General features: G+C 67.0%; 16 protein-coding genes and 1 tRNA gene. 8 read left to right on the top strand and 9 right to left on the bottom strand.

The features are described from left to right. Window positions 1-4: 4 nt before the first annotated feature. The 7 genes from AMK58_RS21155 to AMK58_RS21130 all read right to left on the bottom strand — a co-directional run bounded on the left by AMK58_RS21155 (window position 5) and on the right by AMK58_RS21130 (window position 10,054). The gene (locus AMK58_RS21155; RefSeq protein ID WP_137165214.1) at window positions 5-955 is read right to left on the bottom strand and encodes a hypothetical protein; all 951 of its coding nucleotides are present in this window, start codon (window positions 953-955) and stop codon (window positions 5-7) included. Between the two features lie 137 nt (window positions 956-1,092). Continuing rightward, window positions 1,093-1,692 carry a calcium-binding protein gene (locus tag AMK58_RS21150; RefSeq protein WP_051140555.1) on the bottom strand — a complete coding sequence of 200 codons (600 nt, stop codon included), beginning with the start codon at window positions 1,690-1,692 and terminating at the stop codon, window positions 1,093-1,095. Window positions 1,693-2,176: 484 nt separating this feature from the next. Next, the gene (locus tag AMK58_RS30945; protein WP_167555923.1) at window positions 2,177-2,347 is read right to left on the bottom strand and encodes a hypothetical protein; all 171 of its coding nucleotides are present in this window, start codon (window positions 2,345-2,347) and stop codon (window positions 2,177-2,179) included. A 118-nt stretch (window positions 2,348-2,465) separates the two neighbouring features. Beyond that, on the bottom strand, window positions 2,466-3,134 hold the full coding sequence (locus tag AMK58_RS21145; protein ID WP_014198042.1) for a glutathione S-transferase family protein: 669 nt from the start codon (window positions 3,132-3,134) through the stop codon (window positions 2,466-2,468). Between the two features lie 101 nt (window positions 3,135-3,235). Beyond that, on the bottom strand, window positions 3,236-3,721 hold the full coding sequence (locus tag AMK58_RS21140) for a GNAT family N-acetyltransferase (RefSeq protein WP_035677951.1): 486 nt from the start codon (window positions 3,719-3,721) through the stop codon (window positions 3,236-3,238). Between the two features lie 202 nt (window positions 3,722-3,923). After that, window positions 3,924-8,471, bottom strand: a complete 4,548-nt coding sequence (gltB, locus tag AMK58_RS21135) for a glutamate synthase large subunit (protein WP_035677953.1) — start codon at window positions 8,469-8,471, stop codon at window positions 3,924-3,926. A gap of 134 nt (window positions 8,472-8,605) precedes the next feature. Next, a complete protein-coding gene (locus tag AMK58_RS21130; RefSeq protein ID WP_035677957.1) occupies window positions 8,606-10,054 on the bottom strand; it encodes an NAD(P)-dependent oxidoreductase in 1,449 nt (482 codons plus the stop codon). Window positions 10,055-10,445: 391 nt separating this feature from the next. Between AMK58_RS21130 and AMK58_RS21125 the strand changes: the two genes are divergently transcribed. After that, the gene (locus AMK58_RS21125; RefSeq protein WP_035677959.1) at window positions 10,446-11,246 is read left to right on the top strand and encodes an undecaprenyl-diphosphate phosphatase; all 801 of its coding nucleotides are present in this window, start codon (window positions 10,446-10,448) and stop codon (window positions 11,244-11,246) included. 21 nt (window positions 11,247-11,267) lie between these two features. Here the strand turns inward: AMK58_RS21125 and AMK58_RS21120 are convergent, their stop codons facing one another. Together AMK58_RS21120 and AMK58_RS21115 are read right to left on the bottom strand one after the other, a co-directional pair. After that, on the bottom strand, window positions 11,268-12,443 hold the full coding sequence (locus AMK58_RS21120; protein ID WP_051140556.1) for an MFS transporter: 1,176 nt from the start codon (window positions 12,441-12,443) through the stop codon (window positions 11,268-11,270). Between the two features lie 188 nt (window positions 12,444-12,631). Further along, complete coding sequence (locus tag AMK58_RS21115; RefSeq protein ID WP_035677962.1) at window positions 12,632-13,621, bottom strand: complex I NDUFA9 subunit family protein; 990 nt, start codon at window positions 13,619-13,621, stop codon at window positions 12,632-12,634. A 229-nt stretch (window positions 13,622-13,850) separates the two neighbouring features. Here AMK58_RS21115 and AMK58_RS21110 point away from each other — a divergent pair. From AMK58_RS21110 to rpoN, 7 genes are all read left to right on the top strand, one after another. Continuing rightward, window positions 13,851-13,937, top strand: a tRNA-Leu gene (locus AMK58_RS21110). Window positions 13,938-14,060: 123 nt separating this feature from the next. After that, complete coding sequence (locus AMK58_RS21105; protein ID WP_035677964.1) at window positions 14,061-14,687, top strand: ribonuclease D; 627 nt, start codon at window positions 14,061-14,063, stop codon at window positions 14,685-14,687. Between the two features lie 200 nt (window positions 14,688-14,887). Continuing rightward, complete coding sequence (locus AMK58_RS21100) at window positions 14,888-15,916, top strand: KpsF/GutQ family sugar-phosphate isomerase (RefSeq protein ID WP_104675436.1); 1,029 nt, start codon at window positions 14,888-14,890, stop codon at window positions 15,914-15,916. Window positions 15,917-15,942: 26 nt separating this feature from the next. Further along, complete coding sequence (gene lptC / locus AMK58_RS21095) at window positions 15,943-16,692, top strand: LPS export ABC transporter periplasmic protein LptC (RefSeq protein ID WP_035677966.1); 750 nt, start codon at window positions 15,943-15,945, stop codon at window positions 16,690-16,692. Next, window positions 16,689-17,585, top strand: a complete 897-nt coding sequence (locus AMK58_RS21090; RefSeq protein WP_035677968.1) for an LptA/OstA family protein — start codon at window positions 16,689-16,691, stop codon at window positions 17,583-17,585. The genes lptC and AMK58_RS21090 overlap by 4 nt, the downstream gene beginning before the upstream one ends. 19 nt (window positions 17,586-17,604) lie before the next feature. Continuing rightward, complete coding sequence (gene lptB / locus AMK58_RS21085; RefSeq protein WP_174436243.1) at window positions 17,605-18,429, top strand: LPS export ABC transporter ATP-binding protein; 825 nt, start codon at window positions 17,605-17,607, stop codon at window positions 18,427-18,429. Between the two features lie 16 nt (window positions 18,430-18,445). After that, entirely contained in the window at window positions 18,446-20,023 is a 1,578-nt protein-coding gene (gene rpoN / locus AMK58_RS21080) for an RNA polymerase factor sigma-54 (protein WP_035677972.1), read from the top strand. The last annotated feature ends 47 nt before the right edge of the window (window positions 20,024-20,070 follow it).

Here is a 20,070-nt window from a genome sequence, read left to right as displayed (position 1 = left end):
ATGATCAGTAGTTGGCTCGCAGGCCCCGCCAATATTGCCGAGCTGCCTCTGCGTCCTCACCGAAGGCGTTTCCCTTCAACGGTCCGATGGCGGACCCGGCGTTGGTCAGGAAGTCGGTGTCGATGACACGGCCATCGGTACCGGAACCTGCCCCCGCCGCCGAAGGTGGTGCGGTTATCGGCTGAATGAGCGCCTGATCCAATGAGAATTCCTGGTCCTTCGAGACTGTATGCGTCTGCGGGAGACCGGTACGCTCGGCCACCAGCGACGCGGCGTCACGCTCACCCATCGGGCGCAAAGCCTTGTCGATGGCCGACAAATCGACACCTGCGGCTTTCAGCTTGTAAACGGCGTCGGTTTCGCCGCGCGTCGACATCAGGCGGGATTCCCCTAGGTCAATCGGTTGGAACGGGTTGACGACACCGCTCCCGCCAGCCAGCAACCGAGCGTTTGGCGTCAATGCCTTGAGTTGGTCGGACAGAGCGGCGTAATCGTCGGAGCCATCCTGCCCGCTCTGCAGCAAGGCGGACAACTTCTCCATCATTCCCGCCCGCTTTTCCGAAGCCGCGCGCAGCGTCTCCCGAAAATCGGACGTCGTCGCGGAACCGCTGGAGAACAGACCGGCGTTGTCATTGTTGGCCATGCGGAAGGTTGCCGCATAAGCGCCGAGACGTGCCTCCTTGGTTCGTTGCTTCAAAGCGTTGTGCACATCCTCGCCGGAGAGCGCGCCGCTGTCGACGAGAGAGGAAAGCTGAGACCGTGTCTCAACCGACAATGCGTTGAAGGCGGTAAGTGATTCATCATGAAGGGCCGAAGCCAACGGGCTGAACGACACCCGGTCTGTTGGCGCCGGAATTCCAGCAACCGTCTTTGGTGATGCGGATGTCGCTTGGGAGAGGGAGTTGAGGCTCTGTACCGAACCGTTCGTCAAATTCGATGTTCCCAGCACGTTCATCGTCGCATCCTCCTTCGCCATGTCCAGCAGGGGCAGTTACTTGACTGACGTCATGCAAGCTGGAGCCCGCCTGCAACGCAGGCTCCAGCTACGGCGAATGACCGGTTGTCGAAAAACTCAGTTGATGATCAGCCAATTTAGGCGAATTGCACATCCCAGCTGTTGAATATTGCGGCGTCCCAAGTGGTGATCTGACCGCCGTCGAGGACGGCATATTCAATTGTACCCACTCCTGGATTGCCCAGATTCCTCAGCATACCACGGATGACAATGCCATTATCGAAGGTGCCGTCGTCCCACTCACCCGGCTGGAAAATGTACAAAGTCGAACGATCCCCAACCCAGTAGAGGTTGAGCGTCGTCGCATTGTACATGAACAGGGCGTCAGCGTTTCCAAATTGGTCGCCAGACATGTCGTCGATTACGGTCACGCCACCAAGCGCGAAGTTGTGGAAGTAATAATCATCGCCGGGCCCGCCGTAGAGGTGGTCGGCGTAGTTTGCGAAATCACCCGTCCCAGAGTTGCCGCCACCGAAGAGTGTGTCATTGCCGTCATTGCCGTAAAACACGTCGCTTCCAGCGCCACCATCCAATACATCGTTGCCGTCGTCGCCCCAGAGTCTGTCGTTACCCCCGAAGCCCTCAAGGGTATCGTTGCCCTGCAATCCAACGATGGTGTCGTCCCCAGCGGAACCCTGCAGGGTATCATTGCCGGCAGTCCCAATGACGGTGCTCATTCGATACTTCATTAATTTTATAGTTGTGCAAATTATTATATTTCACCCTTATAAAATGCATATTTACAAATCCGAGTCTACAAAAAAGATAAAATCATTCAATTTATAACTATTAGATTGTGAACTAATTCACGATGCCATGAATACGCACATTCGCGAGATGAATTTCCAACGGAGGCGATCCGTGAGATGCTTTCCAATCGTCACGGGGAAATGATCTGCGCCTCATGGCGCGGCAGGGGAAGCAAGGGCGGGTGGCGGATCCACCGGCCCACGCTTTCGACAAAGGGCGGCCGGAAATTGCGCGGCTCGTGACTGGACACTGGCGGACGATTCACCGGGGCGGCGGTTCAACAAGGAAACCCATGGCCACCCATGGTTTGCCGAGCCGCCAAGCCTGTGCTGTTCCTTCCAAACATGTCCGGGCACAAGTGGCAGCCTGTCGCCGCAGGCCGCGCCGGGGAGGGCGCGGCCCGGGCCCGGTTCAATGCATCTCCTGAACCTGGACGATGCGTTCGGTGATTCCTTCGAGGCGGCGGGACAGCTGGTCCTCGTCCTCCGGCGCGATCTGGCCCTTGCGTTGGGCAAGCCGCAGGGCCGCTTGCGCCTCCTCCAGGCAATCGAGCGTGTGACGCACGTAGTCGTGTTGGGCCATGCCCCCATCCTCCTCTGCCGTTCTGCAACCAAAGCGAAACAGACCGGTACGGATGGGGTTCCACCTTCAGGCGGGGCCTATCCCGGCCGGACAGATCGGGTCAGAAATCCAGATCGGGTCAGAAATCCAGGTCGGCGTAATGGCGGGGCGGCGGGCAGCCGGGGATGCTGTCGGTCAGCAGGCCGCGGAAGCTGGGGCGCGACTTGATGCGGGCGTACCAGTCCTTGGCTTCCGGCACCTTATCCCACGGTACGTTGTCCACGTAATCGACGCAGGACAGCGCCGCCGCCGCCGCGATGTCGGCCACCGTGAAGCTGGAGCCGGCCAGCCACGGGCGCCGTTCCGACAGGAAGGCGATGTATTCCATATGGTACTGGATGTTCGCCAGACCGGCGCGGATCGCCGGGGCGTAGGGGTGGCCCTGGCCGGACAACCGCTTGATCAGCTTCTCGCCGACCAGATTCTCGGTCACCTCGCGGTCGAAGGTCCGGGTGAACCAGTCGACGATCCGGCGCACCTCGGCGCGGGCCGCCACCTCCCGCGGCATCAGGGCCACGTCGGGGTAGGCCTCCTCCAGATACTCCAGCACAGGCAGCCCGCCGGCCACGACGGTTCCGTCCTCCTCCACCAGCACCGGCGGCTCGCCGGCGGGGTTCAGCATCAGGAAATCCTCGCGCCGTTCCCACGGCTTCTCGATGACCGTGTCGAAGGGAAGACCCTTCTCGGCCAGCATCACCCGCGCGACGCGGGACAAGGGATGGAGGGGGTGGTGATGGAGTGTCCGCATGCCGGGCCGGACTGTAGCGTATGGGGAGCGTGGAAAACAGTCTGCGCTTTGGCCTGTGATGCCGCTCCTTCGGCTTATGGATTAACCGTGCCGGGAGGGTGTCAAAGGGCGGATTTGCGGTAGACCACCAGGGGTTCCGCATCCCCTCCGGTTTCGGCGGCGGGAACCGGGGTCCAGCCGTTGTGCTCGTAGAAGGCGCGGGCCGCCGCGTTGCGTGAGGCGCAGGCCAATTCCGCCGAGCCGCGCAGCAGGGTCAGCGCCTCGCGCAGCAGGGCGCTGCCGATGCCCCGCCCGCGCCACAGCGGGTCGATGAACAGGGTGTGGATGAAGCGCTCGCTGGCATCGACGGAGACGAAGCCGACGACCAGCCGGGGCGTCGCCCAGGCGCCCGCTCCGGCACCGTCCAGTTCGGCCACCAGCACCTCTTCCCCGTCCACGCAGTCGTAATAGTCGTCCAGGCCGAACCGGTCCTCGGGTTGCCAGGAAAAGGCGGCGCGGCGCCCGTGCAGGAAGATGTCGGCGCAGCGCGGCCCGTCGGCCGTCGTGGCGAAGCGAATGTTGATGCGCAAGCCGTCCTCTGCCGGCATGACGCCCTCCCGTGTGGTTGCGGATGCCCCCAGGCGGTCCTAACAACCCATTCCGCACCAGATTATTCCCAACCAGATTATTCCAAGAACCGGTGCCATGAAAAGGACGCCCGTGCGGCGGCGGGCGTGAAAAACGGCGGCCCGGTTACCCCGGACCGCCGTTCGCGTATGCACAATCGACCTGAGACTTAGTGCTTGGGTCTTACTCCGCCGAGATGGCCTTCGGCAGATGGACCGGAACTTCCAGGCGGTTGAGCATTTCCTTCGGAACGACTTGCCAGAACTTGGTCACCTCACGCGCCCAATCGTTGAGGATCTCGGCGGCGAAGCGGCTCTGCGTCTCCGTCACATGCTCTTCGATCAGGTGCTTGAGCTGGCTCTCGTAATGGCCGACCTCGATGCGCTGGAAGATCACGCTCTCGTCGTTGATGTACAGCGGCAGGCTGTCGTCCAGGTCGTAGACATAGGCCATGCCGCCCGTCATGCCGGCGGCGAAGTTGTCGCCGACGCGGCCGAGGATGACCGCCGTGCCGCCCGTCATGTATTCGCAGCCGTTGGAGCCGCAGCCTTCGACCACCACGGTGGCGCCGGAGTTGCGGACGGCGAACCGCTCGCCGGCCTGGCCCGCGGCGAACAGCTTGCCCGCCGTAGCACCATAGAGAACCGTGTTGCCGATGATCGTGTTCTTGTTGGTCTCCAGCGGGCTGGAGGTCGTCGGGCGGACGACGATGGTGCCGCCCGACAGGCCCTTGCCGACATAGTCGTTGGCGTCGCCCATGACCTCCAGCTTGATGCCCTGCACCGCGAAGGCGCCGAGCGACTGGCCGGCGGTGCCGCGCAGACGGATGGTGATGTGGCCGGGCTGCAGCCCGAACATCCCGAACTTGCGGGTCACCATCGAGGACAGCCGCGTGCCGATGGCGCGCTGCGTGTTGCGGGCGTTGTAGGCGAGCTGCATCTTCTCGCCCTCCTCGAACAGCGGACGGGCGTCGGCGACGATGCGGGCGTCCAGCGTGTCCGGCACCTCGTTGCGGCCCTGCAGCGTGCAGTAGCGGGCGTTCTCGCCGGGATCGACCTGGGCCAGCAGCGGGTTCAGGTCGAGATCGTCGAGATGCTCGGCGCCGCGGCTGACCTGATGGAGCAGGTCGGTGCGGCCGATCACCTCGTTCAGCGAGCGGAAGCCCAGGCCGGCCAGGATCTCACGGACCTCTTCCGCCAGGAAGGTGAAGAGGTTGACGACCTTCTCCGGCGTGCCGACGAACTTCTGGCGCAGCTTGTCGTCCTGCACGCAGACGCCGACCGGGCAGGTGTTGCTGTGGCACTGGCGGACCATGATGCAGCCCATGGCGATCAGGCTGGCCGTGCCGATGCCGAACTCCTCCGCGCCCAGCATGGCGGCGATCACGATGTCGCGGCCCGTCTTCAGGCCGCCGTCGGTGCGCAGCCGCACGCGGTGGCGCAGGCGGTTCAGCGTCAGGACCTGATGGACCTCCGACAGGCCCATCTCCCAGGGCAGGCCGGCGAACTTGATCGAGGTCTGCGGGCTGGCGCCCGTGCCGCCGCTGTTGCCGGAGATCAGGATGATGTCGGCGTTGGCCTTGGCGACGCCCGCGGCAATCGTTCCGATGCCGGAACGGCTGACCAGCTTCACCGTCACTTTCGCATCCGGATTGATCTGCTTCAGGTCATAGATGAGCTGGGCGAGATCCTCGATCGAGTAGATGTCGTGGTGCGGCGGCGGGCTGATGAGCATCACGCCCGGCGTCGAGTGACGCAGCCGCGCGATCATCTCGGTCACCTTGAAGCCGGGGAGCTGGCCGCCCTCGCCGGGCTTGGCGCCCTGGGCGACCTTGATCTCCAGCTCGCGGCACTGGTTCAGGTACTCGGCGGTGACGCCGAAGCGGCCCGAGGCCACCTGCTTGATGGCGCTGTTCCAGTTGTCGCCGTTCTTGTCCGGACGGAAGCGCGCCGGGTCCTCGCCGCCCTCGCCGCTGTCGGACTTGGCGCCGATGCGGTTCATGGCGACGTTCAGCGTGCCGTGGGCCTCGGGCGACAGGGCGCCCATGGACATGCCGGGGGTGATGAAGCGCTTGCGGATCGCGGTGATGCTCTCCACCTCGTCCACCGGCACCGGGGCCTTGGTGGAGCGCAGCTCCAGCAGGTCGCGGAGCTGCATCGGCGGACGCTTGTTCACCTGCTCGCTGTACTTCTTGAAGGTGGTGTAGCTGTCGTTGGTCACCGCCTGCTGCAGCGTGTGGATCACGCCGCCTTCCCAGCCGTGGCGGTCGCCCGACTTGCGGAAGCGGTAGAAGCCGCCGACCGGCAGGGCCACGACCTCCTCGTTGTAGGCGGTGGCGTGCTGCTCCAGCACCTTCTTCTGGATGCCGTTCAGGCCGATGCCGGAGATGCGGCTGACCATCGCCGGGAAATGCTCGGCGACCAGCGCGCGCGACAGGCCGATGGCCTCGAAGTTGCCGCCGCCGCGGTAGCTGCTGATGACCGAGATGCCCATCTTGGACATGATCTTCAGCAGGCCGTCGTCGATGGCCTTCTTGTAGTTGGCCATGCCCTTTTCCAGCGGCATGGAACCGAACAGGCCGCGGCGGTGACGCTCGGCGATGGCCTCCTGGGCGAGGTAGGCGTTGACCGTGGTGGCGCCGACGCCGATCAGAACGGCGAAGTAGTGGGTGTCCAGCCCCTCCGCCGTGCGCACGTTCAGCGAGGTGAAGGTGCGCAGGTTGGAGCGGATCAGGTGCGTGTGCACCGCACCGGTGGCGAGGATCGCCGGGATGGCGGCGCGCGCCGGGCCCATCGCCTCGTCGGTCAGGATGACGTGGGTGGCGCCGCCGCGAACGGCGTCCTCCGTCTCCTGGCGGATGCGGCGCAGCGCGTCGCGCAGGGCCTCCGGACCGCCGTCGACCGGGAAGGTCGCGTCGATCTCGGCCGCCGTGTCGCCCATGTAGTCGCGCATGGCGCGGAACTCGGCGGTCGTCAGGACCGGCGATTCGAGCTGCAGCAGGCGGGTCTGCGTCTCGTCCTCGTCCAGGATGTTGCCGAGGTTGCCGAGCCGCGTCTTCAGGCTCATCACCCGGCGCTCACGGAGCGAGTCGATGGGCGGGTTGGTGACCTGCGAGAAGTTCTGGCGGAAGAAGTGGTGCAGGCCGCGGTACTTGTCGGACAGCACGGCGATGGGGCTGTCATCGCCCATCGAGCCGATGGCCTCCTTCCCGTCCTCCACCATCGGATGCAGGATCAGCTCCATGTCTTCCATGGTCAGGCCGAAGGCCTGCTGGCGGCGGCGCAGCTCGGCCTTGTCCATGTCCGACGGCTCGCCCTTCAGCGAGGCGGTCTTGACCAGCTCGTCCAGGTGGGTGGTGTTCTGCACCCACTTGTCCCACGGCTTCAGCGTGGCGAGATGGTCCTTCAGCTCGCGGTCGCGGTAGAGCTTGCCGGACTGGAGGTCGACGGCGATCATCTCGCCCGGGCCGAGGCGGCCCTTCTCGATGACCTGGGTCTCGTCGATCTTCACCATGCCCGTCTCGGACCCGCCGATGATCAGGCCGTCGGTGGTGATCGTGTAGCGCATCGGGCGCAGGCCGTTGCGGTCCATGCCGCCGACGACCCAGCGGCCGTCGGTCATGGCCAGCGCGGCCGGGCCGTCCCACGGCTCCATGACGGAGTTGCAGTACTGGATCAGCGCCTTGTGGTTGTCCGGCGTGGTCTGCGAGCTGGTCAGCGCCTGCGGCACCAGCATCATCTTGACCATCGGGGCCGTGCGGCCGGCGCGGACCATCACCTCGAACACGGTGTCGAGCGAGCCGGAGTCCGACAGGCCGACGCCGATCACCGGCTTCAGGTCCTGCATGTGGGTGCCGAAGGCCGGATGCTCCATCCGGGTCTCGTGCGCCTTCATCCAGTTGACGTTGCCCTTGACCGTGTTGATCTCGCCGTTGTGGGCGAGCATGCGGAAGGGCTGGGCCAGCGGCCAGGTCGGGAAGGTGTTGGTCGAATAGCGCTGGTGGTAGATGGCGAAGTCGGACTCGAACCGCTCGTCCAGCAGGTCCGGGTAGAAGGTGGTCAGCTGCTCCGCCAGGAACATGCCCTTGTAGATGATCGAGCGGGCGGACAGCGAGCAGATGTAGAAGTCGTTGATCTGCTCACCCTTCACCGCCTTCTCGATGCGGCGACGGATGATGTAGAGGTCCAGCTCGAACTGCTCGTCGGACACGCCCTTGTTGTTGCCGACGATGATCTGCTCGATCTCCGGACGGGTGGCGTTGGCCTTCTCGCCGATGATGTCGACGTTGATCGGCACCTGGCGCCAGCCATAGATGTAGTAGCCGAAGGCCAGGATCTCGGTCTCGACGATGCAGCGGCAGGCTTCCTGCGCGTCCAGGCTGATGCGCGGCAGGAAGACCTGGCCGACGGCCAGCTTGTTGTCCGGCGCGCGGTGGCCGATGACCTTCACATGGTCCTTGAAGAACTTCTGCGGCACGGCGACGTGGATGCCGGCACCGTCGCCCGTCTTGCCGTCGGCGTCCACGGCGCCGCGGTGCCAGACGGCCTTCAGCGCCTCGATGCCTTTCTCGACCACCGAGCGGCGGGGCTTGCCGTCGATCGCGGCGATGAAGCCGACGCCGCAGGCGTCGTGCTCATCCTCCGGGTTGTAGGCGTTGGCAGTGGTCAGCGCCGCGGCGTTGGCGCGGAAGTCGGCGACGAACTGCTCACCCTGGTTCAACTCGGTGGTCATCGGTGGACCCTTTCAATCAGTCTGTTCGGAAAGGGGACTTCGCCCCTTCACCCCCGCCAAGGGCCGAAATGGACCCCTGGAACCCGCGGAATTATGGATTGCTTGGCTTATTCAGCCCGCTGTCCGGCGGCGGCTTATTCAGCCGCCACGGCAACCGGTGCCTCGGCCTTCGCCTTGGCGTAGGCGTGGATGCCCTCGGCCGCGTCGCGGCCGTCGCGGATGGCCCACACCACCAGCGAGGCGCCGCGCACGATATCACCGGCGGCGAAGACTCCGTCCATGTTGGTCATCTTGGTGCGATGATCGACCAGCAGCGTGCCCCAGCGGGTCACCTTCAGTTCCGGCTCGTCGAAGGCGTTCGGCAGGTCCTCGGGCTCGAAGCCGAGCGCCTTGATGACCAGATCAGCCTGGACGGTGAACTCCGACCCCTCGATCACCTGCGGGGTCTGGCGGCCGGTGGCGTCGGCGACACCCAGATGGATGCGCACGGCGCGCACGCCGGTCACCACCGTATCGCCGGTGAAGCCTTCGGGGGCGGCCTGCCAGATGAACTCCACGCCCTCTTCCTCGGCGTGGGCGACCTCGCGCTGCGAGCCCGGCATGTTCTTGCGGTCGCGGCGGTACAGACACTTGACCGACGTGGCGCCCTGGCGGATGGCCGTGCGCACGCAGTCCATGGCGGTGTCGCCGCCGCCCAGCACCACCACATGCTTGCCCGCGGCGTTCAGGGAGCCGTTCTCGTACGCCTCCACCGTGTCGCCCAGGCTGACCTTGTTGGAGGTGGTCAGATAGTCCAACGCCGCCACGATGTTGCCCAGGCCCGAGCCCGGCGCCTTGATGTCGCGCGCCTTGTAGACGCCCGTGGCGACCAGCACGGCGACGTGCTTGCGGCGCAGCTCCGGCAGGGAGGCGTCGCGGCCGACCTCGAAGTTCGGGTGGTAGATCACCCCGGCGTCGGCCAGCAGCTTCACGCGGCGCTCGACCACCGACTTCTCCAGCTTGAAGCCGGGGATGCCGTAGACCAGCAGGCCGCCCATGCGGTCGTAGCGGTCGTAGACGTGCACCTCGTAGCCCTTGGCGCGCAGTTCCTCGGCGGCGGCGAGGCCGGCGGGACCGGCGCCGATGACGCCGACCGACAGGCCCAGCTCGCGCGACGGCGTGCGCGGCTTCACCCAGCCCTGATCCCAGGCGGTGTCGTTGATGTACTTCTCCACCGACCCGATGGTGACGGCGCCGTGGGTGGACTGCTCGATGACGCAGTTGCCTTCGCACAGGCGGTCCTGCGGGCAGATGCGGCCGCAGATCTCCGGGAAGTTGTTGGTGGCCTGGGAGACCTCGTACGCCTCCTCCAGCCGGCCTTCGGAGGTCAGCTTCAACCAGTCGGGGATGTTGTTGGAGACCGGGCAGTGCACCTGGCAGAAGGGAACGCCGCACTGCGAGCAGCGGTTGGCCTGCTCGTTGGCGCGCTCGTCGGAGAAGCGGGCGTAGATCTCGGCGAAATCCTGGCGGCGCTCCGCGGCCGGGCGTTTGTCGGGCATCCGCTGCGCGGTGTGCACGAAGCCCAACATCCTCTGGTTCGCCATAACGCCTGCTCCTTCTTCCCGTGTCCCGTGCATGGGGACGGCGCCGGCGGCCGGGCGACCCTTTTTGTGCCGGTGGGGCATGGCGAGGGGCGTGGCCGCAGTGAAAACGAAAGCCCGCGGTCACGCGGTCTGAACGTCATATACCGCAAGAGAAGGCGTCGCGCGAGCATATTTTCGCCGTTAGGGCAGCATGGCTGACCAAACTGTGACTCGGTGTCGCGGATGCCTCCGGGAAGAGCCGGAGTGCCTGAAAAACAAGCAAGAATATTAGGTCCGATCCGGGACTATAGCCCAATTCGGGGTATCGCCCCATGGGTCGTCGCCTTCGCCATGTTGCGCTGCTATAAGCCGGGCATTGCCCCCTGCAATCTTGTCAGAGGCCCCGCGCCGCATGTTGATCGACCAATATCTGGACGCCGCTCTGCTCGGCCTGATCGAAGGGCTGACCGAATTTCTGCCGGTTTCGTCCACCGGCCACCTGATCATTTTCGACACCCTGCTGGGCTTCGAAGGCCCGCCGGGCAAGGTGTTCGAGGTGGTGATCCAGCTCGGTGCGATCCTGGCGATCTGCACGGTCTATTTCGCCCGGCTGTGGAAGGTGGTCACCGGATTGAAGGACGATCCGGGCGCCCGCCACTTCGCGATGGCGGTGATCCTGGCCTTCCTGCCGGCGATGGTGCTGGGGGCGGCGCTGCACGGCGTCATCAAGGCGGTGCTGTTCAACCCGACGGTGGTCAGCATCGCGCTGATCCTGGGCGGCGTGGCGATCCTGATGGCGGAGCGGCTGGTGCCCGCCCCGCGCTACCACCAGATCGAACGCTTTCCGGCGCCGCTCGCGCTGAAGATCGGCTTGTGCCAGTGCCTGGCGCTGGTGCCAGGCGTGTCGCGCTCGGGTGCTACGATCCTCGGCTCGCTGCTGATGGGGGTGGACCGGCGGACCGCCGCGGAATTCTCCTTCTTCCTGGCGATCCCGACCATGGCCGGCGCCACGGTCTACGATCTCTACAAGAACTGGAGCCTGATGAACGTCGACTCCGCGCTGCTGATCGGGGTCGGCTTCGTCACCGCCTTCATCGCGGCGGCGCTGGTGGTCAAGGTGCTGGTGGACTTCGTCGGGCGCTACGGCTTCGCGCCCTTCGCCTGGTACCGCATCGCCATCGGGTCGGGGATGCTGGCGTTTCTTTACCTGTAAGCAGCGGGCCTCCCGCGCGCCTCAGCCCCGTTGGGCGACGGCGCGCGAGGAGGCCGCGGCGATGACCAGAGCCAGTGCGGCGACCAGGGCGAAGGAAAAGCCCACCGTGCTGGCCTCCGCCACGAAGCCGAGCAGGGCCGGACCGGTCAGCACGCCGGCGTAACCGAGGGTCGCGACCGCCGCGATGGCCTGACCGGCTTCCCCCTCCGCCTTGGCGCCGGCGGCGCTGAACAGCACCGGCACCACATTCGACAGGCCGAGCCCGGTCAGCCCGAACCCGGCGACCGCCACCACCGGCCCGCCGCCGGTCAGCGCAACCGCCAGCCCGGCGAAGGCCAACACAGCTCCCGCCCGGACCAGCACCGGCCCGCCGAACCGCTGGCGCAGCCGGTCGCCGCAGAAGCGGCCCACCGCCATAGCGCCGGAAAAGACGGCGAAGCCCAGCGCCGCGATCGACGCTGCACCCCCCAGATCCTCGCGCAGATAGACGGCGCTCCAGTCCAGGATCGCGCCCTCGCTCATAAAAGCGAGGAAGGTCAGCGCCCCCAGCAGCAGCGTGCCGCGGTCGGGCAAGGCGAGGCCCGACGGTTCCGCCTGCTGATCGGCGCTTCCGGGCAGAAAGCGGCGGTGCAGCGCAAAGAACAGGAGCAGCAGCGCCGCGGCGAGGATGGAGGCTTGGACCGGGGGCGGCAGGACTTGCAGTAGCAGGCCGCCCACCCCGGCGCCGAACAGGCCGCCCAGGCTCCACATGCCGTGCAGCGACGACATGATGGGCCGCCCGAGATGGCGTTCCACCAAGGCGCCGTGGGCGTTCATCGCCACGTCCATGGTGCCGCCTGCCGCCCCGAACAGGAACAGCACCGCGCACAGCGACAGCAGGTCCGGCATCAGCGCCGGCAGCGGCAGGATCAGGGCGAAGAACAGGGCGGTGATCCGGATCACCGGCGCGCTGCCGACGCGGCCGAGCAGCGGGCCGCTGCCGACCATCGCGGTCAGCGCCCCGGCGGCGAGGCAGAGCAGGGCGACGCCGAGCACGCCGGGGCTAAGGTCCAGGTGGTCCTTGATCGCCGGGATCTGGGTGGCCCAGACGCCGAAGACGGAGCCGTTGACGAAGAAGGCCGTCAGGGAGGCCAGCCGGGCGCCTGGGGCGCGGTCGGCGAATTCCCGTATGGTGAAATCCTGCGTTGCCGTCTGCATGACTCCCCGCGCCCCTTCCGTCAATCCGATGAGGGGGCCAGATGCGGCAGGCAGGCGCGGGAATCAAGGCCGCGCGCCGCAGGGCACCCTTGCGCGGCTCTTCCGTACGGGATGGCAAGCCCGCGAAACGGCGAAAGCCCCGGCGGCGGGCCGGGGCTTTCCTTGTCGATGGCGCGGGGCCGTGACGGTCAGTGCGCGCCGGAATGATTTCCAGCGTCGCGCGGCGTCGTGTTGGAGCGGCCGCCGACGATGAAGCGCGACAGGTAGGTCGGCAGGACCACCTCGCAGCTCGACAGGTTGGCGATGCCCAACTCCTTGAAGCCCGGCGCGCCGGCGGCGGCGACGTTGTCGGTCCGCAGCATCTCCACCTGATCGCGGGTCAGCGGCGGGGCGACGATCGGCGGGACCTTCTCCAGCAGGCCACCCAGCGTCTCCGCCACGCTCCAGGGAACCGGGACGAGGAAGCGCTTGCGGCGGATCTCCCGCAGCATGAGCTGCATCAGCTCCTTGAAGCTGTAGACGCGCGGCCCGCCCAGCTCGAAGGTCCGGCCGGCGGCCGAATCCAGCGTCACGGCGGCGGCGATGGCGTCGGCCAGATCACCGACATAGACCGGCTGGAACTTCGTCGCCCCGCCGATCAGCGGCAGCGCCGGGGAAACCTGCGCCATGGCGGCGAACTTGTTGAAGAAGCCGTCCTCCGGCCCGAAGACGATGCTCGGGCGGATGATGGTGGCGCCGGGGAAGGCCTGCATCACCGCCTGCTCGCCCGCCGCCTTGGACTTGGCGTAGGCCGAGGCCGACTTGGCGTCGGCGCCGATGGCCGAGATGTGGACGAGGCGGCGCACGCCGCTGGCCTTGGCGATGCGGGCGATGCGCGCCGGGGCGTCGACATGCACGGTCTGGAAATTCCAGGCCCCGCGCTCGTAGAGCGTGCCGATCAGGTTGATGACGGTGTCCGCGCCCTGGATGGCCCGCGCGACCGACTGGTCGTCCTTCACGTCGGCGGCCATCGGCACGATCTGGCCGACCGAGCCGGCGGTCTTCAGGAAGTTGGCCTGGTTCGGATGGCGCGACACCACGCGCACGATGGCGCCGGTCTTGGCGAGGCGGCGAATGAGATGGCGGCCGACGAATCCCGAACCGCCGAACACCGTGACCACTTCAGAGCGATAGGACATCGACCTTCTCCCGTGCCGTTGGGCCCGCAAATTCTTCCCTGCCGGGCCGCCCGCCAGCGGGGCGGGGCGACCGGATCGGGGGTTGCTTATATAGAAACCTCCCGGAAGAGGCTAGGGCCTGCCGCGCCGCCCGCGGCCCATTTCGCGCCCGGCAGAGCTTTCGGCGCGACCGTGAAAAAAAGCTGTTGACGGGTCTCCGCCAGACGGCTACATAAGCGGCCCACACCGAGCCCAGGTGGCGGAATTGGTAGACGCGCAGGTTTCAGGTACCTGTGGCAGAAATGTCGTGGAAGTTCGAGTCTTCTCCTGGGCACCATATCTACCCGGCTGCGCCGCATGCTACGGACCTCCCCCAGCGGGACGGACAGGTAGCAGAGCGGCGTTCGTCGTTTCTGGGGTCCGTGGCCGGGGGCCGTCCTACTGAGCGGGAAGCCACCCAATGCCCATCGACCTCCATGACGGCGACCTGCCGGACGGTCTCGACCTGAAGTCCCTCGCCCGCGGCGGCGCCGTCGCCATCGACACCGAGACCATGGGGCTGAACCCCCACCGCGACCGGCTGTGCCTGGTCCAGCTCTCCCCCGGCGACGGCACGGTCCATCTGGTCCAGTTCCGCAAGGGCCAGTACGAGGCGCCCAATCTGAAGCGCCTGCTCGCCGACCCCGAGGTCACCAAGCTGTTCCACTTCGCCCGTTTCGACGTGGCGGTGATGCGCGCCTATCTCGGCGTCGCCTGCCAGCCGGTCTATTGCACCAAGGTGGCGTCCAAGCTGGTCCGCACCTTCACCGACCGGCATGGCCTGAAGGATCTGGTGAAGGACCTGCTGGGGGTGGAGCTGTCCAAGCAGCAGCAGTCCTCCGACTGGGGCGCCGCGGAACTGACCCCGGAGCAGATGAAATACGCCGCCTCCGACGTGCTGCACCTGCACGACCTCAAGGAGAAGCTCGACGTCATGCTGGCGCGCGAGGGGCGGACCCATCTCGCCAAGGCCTGCTTCGATTTCCTGCCGGCCCGCGGCGAACTGGATCTCGGAGGCTGGGAGCAGCCGGACATCCTGTCGCATTGAGGGCTGCCGCATTGAGGGCCGGCGCCGGGACAGGAGCTCCGGTGGAATAGGTCAAGCCCTCCGGACGTTGATTTGACCGGACGCGCGCGGGTGGGCATACTGCCCGCGCGGCGGCTGGCCCGTTGTCGCGGATACGCGCGCTGCCAGTCGGAGTACCCGTTTTCGGCCCCATGTGCCAATCAGAAGAGGCAAGCACCGCCTTGACGAGCCTGACCGCATCCAGCCTGGCATCCAGCCTGATCGATCGCCCGGCCGACTGCCCGTCTGACGCCGCGGCCGACCGCGACATCGCGAGCGCCCGGCGCGTCCTGCGGATGGAGGCCGAGGCCCTGACCGCATTGGCGGACGGGCTGGACGGCGCCTTCGCGCGCGCGCTGGACCGGCTGGCCGGGATAACCGGGCGCGTCGTTGTCTCCGGCATGGGCAAATCCGGCCATGTGGCGCGCAAGATCGCCGCGACCCTGGCCTCCACCGGCACGCCGGCCTTCTTCGTCCATCCGGGCGAGGCGAGTCACGGCGACCTCGGCATGATCGCCCGGCAGGACGCGGTCATCGCCCTGTCCAACTCCGGCGAGACGCACGAGCTGTCGGACATCGTCGCCTACACCCGCCGCTTCGACATCCCGCTGATCGGCATCACCCGGCGCGCCGGCTCTTCCCTGGCCGAGCAGGCGGACGTGGCGCTGGTGCTGCCGCCGGCCCCGGAGGCCTGCCCGCTGGGTCTGGCCCCGACCACGTCGAGCACGATGATGCTGGCGCTGGGCGACGCCCTGGCGGTGGCGCTGCTGGAGCGGCGCGGCTTCACGGCGGCGGATTTCAAGCAGTTCCATCCCGGCGGCCAGCTTGGCCGGGCGCTGCTGAAGGTGACCGACGTGATGCACAAGGGCGAGGATATGCCCCTGTGCGCCTTGGATACGCCGCTTTCCACCGTCATATTCGAGATGACGGCCAAGCGGCTGGGCTGCGTCGGCGTGGTGGACGCTACGGGCGCGCTCGCCGGAGTGATCACGGACGGCGACCTCCGCCGCCATCTGACACCCGAGCTGTGGGCGGAGCGCGCCGACAGCATCATGTCGCCGCGGCCCAAGACCATCCGCCCCAAGGCGCTGGTCGAAGAGGCGCTGCGGGAAATGAACGCGAAGCAGATCACCAGCCTGTTCGTGGTGGAGGCGGACCGGCCGCTCGGTGTTGTGCACATTCACGATTGCCTGCGCGCCGGGGCGGCGTGACGGGCAGCCGGAGGACGGTTGACGCCATGGACAGCGACCTGAAGGATCGGACGGTGAAAACGGAGGATCGGCGCGCCAATGCGCCTTCCCTCGCCGCGCAACTCATGGCCATGCCGGGGGCGCCGCAAGGGGCGGCGCCGGACGGCGAGGCGGCCAAGCGCGTCCACCGGCGCCGGGATATCCGCCCGGTCAGCCGGGTCTACAGCCGCTTCGTCACCGGGATGAAGTTCGCGCTTCCGGCGCTGGCGCTGGCGGTGATGGCGCTGATCGCCGTCTGGCCGTCGCTGACCGAGTTGCCGACCCTGCGCATCTCCGCCGACAAGGGCCAGCTTGAGATGATCAAGCCGCGCTACATCGCGGTGGACGAGGAAAACCAGCCCTTCTCGCTGGTGGCCGCCAAGGCCGACCGCATCGCCGATCAGCCGGACATCGTCCTGCTCGACCAGCCGGAGGCGGAGATGACCCAGACCGATGGCACCTGGGTGACCATCCGTTCCGACAAGGGCTGGTACAATCAGGTCACCGGCATCCTGCAGATGCGGGGCCATGTCCGCGTCATGCGCGACGACGGCAACGAGTTCACCACCGAGGAAGCGGAATCCGACATCCGCAAGGGCACCGCCTGGGGCGATGTCCATGTCGTGGGCCAGGGGCCGCAGGGCGTCATCAACGCCGAGGGTTTCCGCCTGTCCGACCGTGGCAAGACGATGGTGTTCCTGAACCAGTCCAAGGCCGACGTCCAGGCCGCCGAAAGCCCGGGAGGAAAGACGCGTTGAGTGCAGCCACCTTTGCGGCCCCGCTGTTGGCCGTGTTCCTCCTGGTGTCGGGGGCCTCCGTCCCGGCGGCCCAGGGGCTGCCCGGCCTCGGCGGCGGCCCCAACCCGGTCGAGGTCAACGCCGATCAAGCCATCGAATGGCATCAGGACGTGCGCGCCTACGTGGCGCGCGGCAACGCCTCGGCCAAGCGCACCGACAGCACCGTCTACGCCGACGTGCTGACCGCCTACTACCGCGAGGTGCCCGGCAAGGGGAACGAGGTGTTCCAGCTTCTCGCCGAAGGCAACGTGCGCATCGTCAGCCCGACCCAGGAGGTCTTCGGCGAGCGCGGCGTTTACGACGTGGACAAGCAGGTGGCGGTGGTCACGGGACGCAACCTCAAGCTGGTCACCCGCACCGACATCGTGACGGCGCGCGACACGCTGGAATATTACGAGGCGAAGAACCTGACGGTGGCCCGTGGCGACGCCGTGGCCGTGCGCATCGCCAACGGCGACCGGCTGCGCGCCGACATTCTGATCGGCCAGCTCAAGAAGATGCCGGACGGCTCGACCCAGATGGAGCGCATCGACGGCGCCGGCAGCGTGGTGGTGACCACCGCGACCGACGTGGCGCTGTCCGACAAGCTGGTCTATTCGGTGGCCGACGAGACGGCGGTGCTGCTGGGCAACGTCAAGATCACCCGCAACGACAACCAGCTCAATGGCGACGCCGCCGAGATGAACATGAAGACCAAGGTCAACCGGGTGATCGCCGGCCCCGCCACCGGCGGGCGGGTGATGGGCCTTCTGATCCCCGGCCAGGAGCCGGGCGCCCCCGGTGGCAAGCCCACCGCCCAGTCGGGTGGCACGCCCGCCGCCCAACCGGGCGGAACGCCCGCCGCGAAGCCCTGACCGACCCGGCAGCGAATCAATGGCCATGGACATCGAAGACCGGGACCTCGGCGGTCCGACCCTTTCCGCCCCGAACGCGTCGGGTCACCCGGCGGACCACCCCGCCACCGACGTGCGCCCGACCGAAGGGCTGGTGGCCCTGCATCTGGGCAAGGCCTACAAGAAGCGCCCGGTCGTCCGCGACGTGACCGTGACGGTCCAGCGCGGCGAGGCGGTCGGCCTGCTCGGCCCCAACGGGGCGGGCAAGACGACTTGCTTCTACATGATCACCGGGCTGATCGCCGCCGATTCCGGCACCATTCTGCTGGATGGGCAGGACATCACGGCGCTGCCCATGTACCGGCGGGCGCGGCTGGGCATCGGCTATCTGCCGCAGGAGGCGTCGATCTTCCGCGGCATGTCGGTGGAGAACAACATCCGCTCCGTGCTGGAGGTCGTGGAGCCCAACCGCGACACGCGCGAGCAGATGCTGGACGAGCTGCTGGCGGAGTTCTCGATCACCCACCTGCGCCGCGCCCCGGCGCTGGCGCTGTCGGGCGGCGAGCGGCGGCGCGTCGAGATCGCCCGCGCGCTGGCCTCCCAGCCGCACTTCATCCTGCTCGACGAGCCGCTGGCCGGCATCGACCCGATCGCGGTGAACGACATCCGCGAGCTGGTCAGCCACCTGCGCGACCGCGGCATCGGCGTGCTCATCACCGACCACAACGTGCGTGAAACGCTCGACCTCGTCGATCGGGCATACATCTTGCACGATGGTGTGGTACTAATGGAGGGAGAACCGGCCGAGATCGTGGCGCACGAGGACGTGCGCCGGGTCTACCTCGGGGACCGGTTCAGCCTCTAGTGCGGTTTCCCTGCCCATGGCGCTCAGCCAACGCCTCGATCTTCGTCAGTCCCAGTCCCTGGTGATGACTCCGCAGCTGCAGCAGGCCATCAAGCTGCTGCAGCTGTCGAACATCGAACTGTCGGATTTCGTGGATCGGGAGATCGAGCAGAACCCTTTGCTGGAGCGCGACGGCGGTCCCGGCGAGGGCGGCGGCGAATCCGGGGGCGACGGTGCCGGTGACGGCGGGGGCGAGCCCGGAGCGGTGGACCTTGCCGCGCCGGAGGAGCGCCAGCCGCCGATGACCGACGGGCGCACCCGCGACACGGTGGAGATGACGTCGTCGGAGACGATGGGGTCGGCCTCCGACGCGCCGCTCGACACCGATTTCGAGAATGTCTATTCCGACGACCGTTTCTCCGACGGGACGGACGGCTCCAGCGACGTCTACGGCTCCTGGCAGGAGCGCGGCGGCCGCGGCGGCTTCGAGGACGACGAGTCCAACCTGGAAGCCACGCTGACCGGCCAGAAGAGCCTGCGCGACCATCTGACCGAGCAGTTGAAGATCGACCTGCCGGACCTCGGCGACCAGCTCATCGGTCTGGCGCTGATCGACATGCTGGACGAGGCCGGCTGGATCACCGGGCTGGAGGTCGAGAGCCTCGCGGGGCAGCTCGGCTGCGCGCCGGAGCGGGTGGAACGGGTGCTCGCCGCCTGCCAGCGCTTCGACCCGCCGGGCATCTTCGCGCGGTCGTTGAAGGAATGTCTGGCGATCCAGCTGCGCGAGAAGAACCGCTTCGACCCGGCGATGGAGGCCCTGCTCGACCATCTGGAGCTGCTGGCGGCGCGCAACCTGCCGGCGCTGATGAAGGTCTGCGGCGTGGACGCCGAGGACGTCGCCGACATGGTGGCGGAGATCCGCAAGCTGAACCCCAAGCCGGCGCTCAGCTTCGACCACACGCCGGCCCAGCTCGTCACCCCCGACATCCTGATGCGCGCCAACCCGGGCGGCGGCTGGCTGATCGACCTGAACCCGGACACGTTGCCGCGGGTGCTGGTCAACCACCGTTATTTCGCGCGCATCTCCGGCACCGCCCGCAACAAGGCGGACAAGGAATACATCACCGAGCGCTTCCAATCGGCCAACTGGCTGGTCAAGTCGCTGCACCAGCGCGCCACCACGATTTTGAAGGTGGCCAGCGAGATCATCCGGCAGCAGGACGCCTTTTTCATCCACGGCGTCTCGCATTTGAAGCCGCTGATCCTGCGCGACATCGCCGAGGCGATCGGCATGCACGAGAGCACGGTCAGCCGTGTCACAACCAACAAGTTCATGGCGACGCCGCGCGGCGTGTTCGAGCTGAAATATTTCTTCACCTCCGCCATCCAGGGGGCCGACGGGCAGGCCGCCCACTCGGCGGAGGCCGTGCGCTACCGCATCAAGGCGATGATCGACGCCGAGAAGCCGGACGACGTGTTGTCGGACGATAAAATCGTCGAAATCCTTCGTGGTGAAGGGATCGACATTGCGCGCCGGACGGTCGCGAAGTATCGTGAAGCGATGCGCATTCCGTCATCGGTGCAGCGACGCCGTGCCAAGATGTCACGCATGTAACCGGGCCGGGAGGGGGTCGTCCTTGATTGACAGCCCATACCGCCGTC

The sequence above is a fragment of the Azospirillum brasilense genome (assembly GCF_001315015.1).
Lineage (GTDB): Bacteria > Pseudomonadota > Alphaproteobacteria > Azospirillales > Azospirillaceae > Azospirillum > Azospirillum brasilense.
The sequence above is the reverse complement of the archived record's forward strand: the minus strand, read 5'-3'. Positions and strand labels throughout refer to the sequence as shown.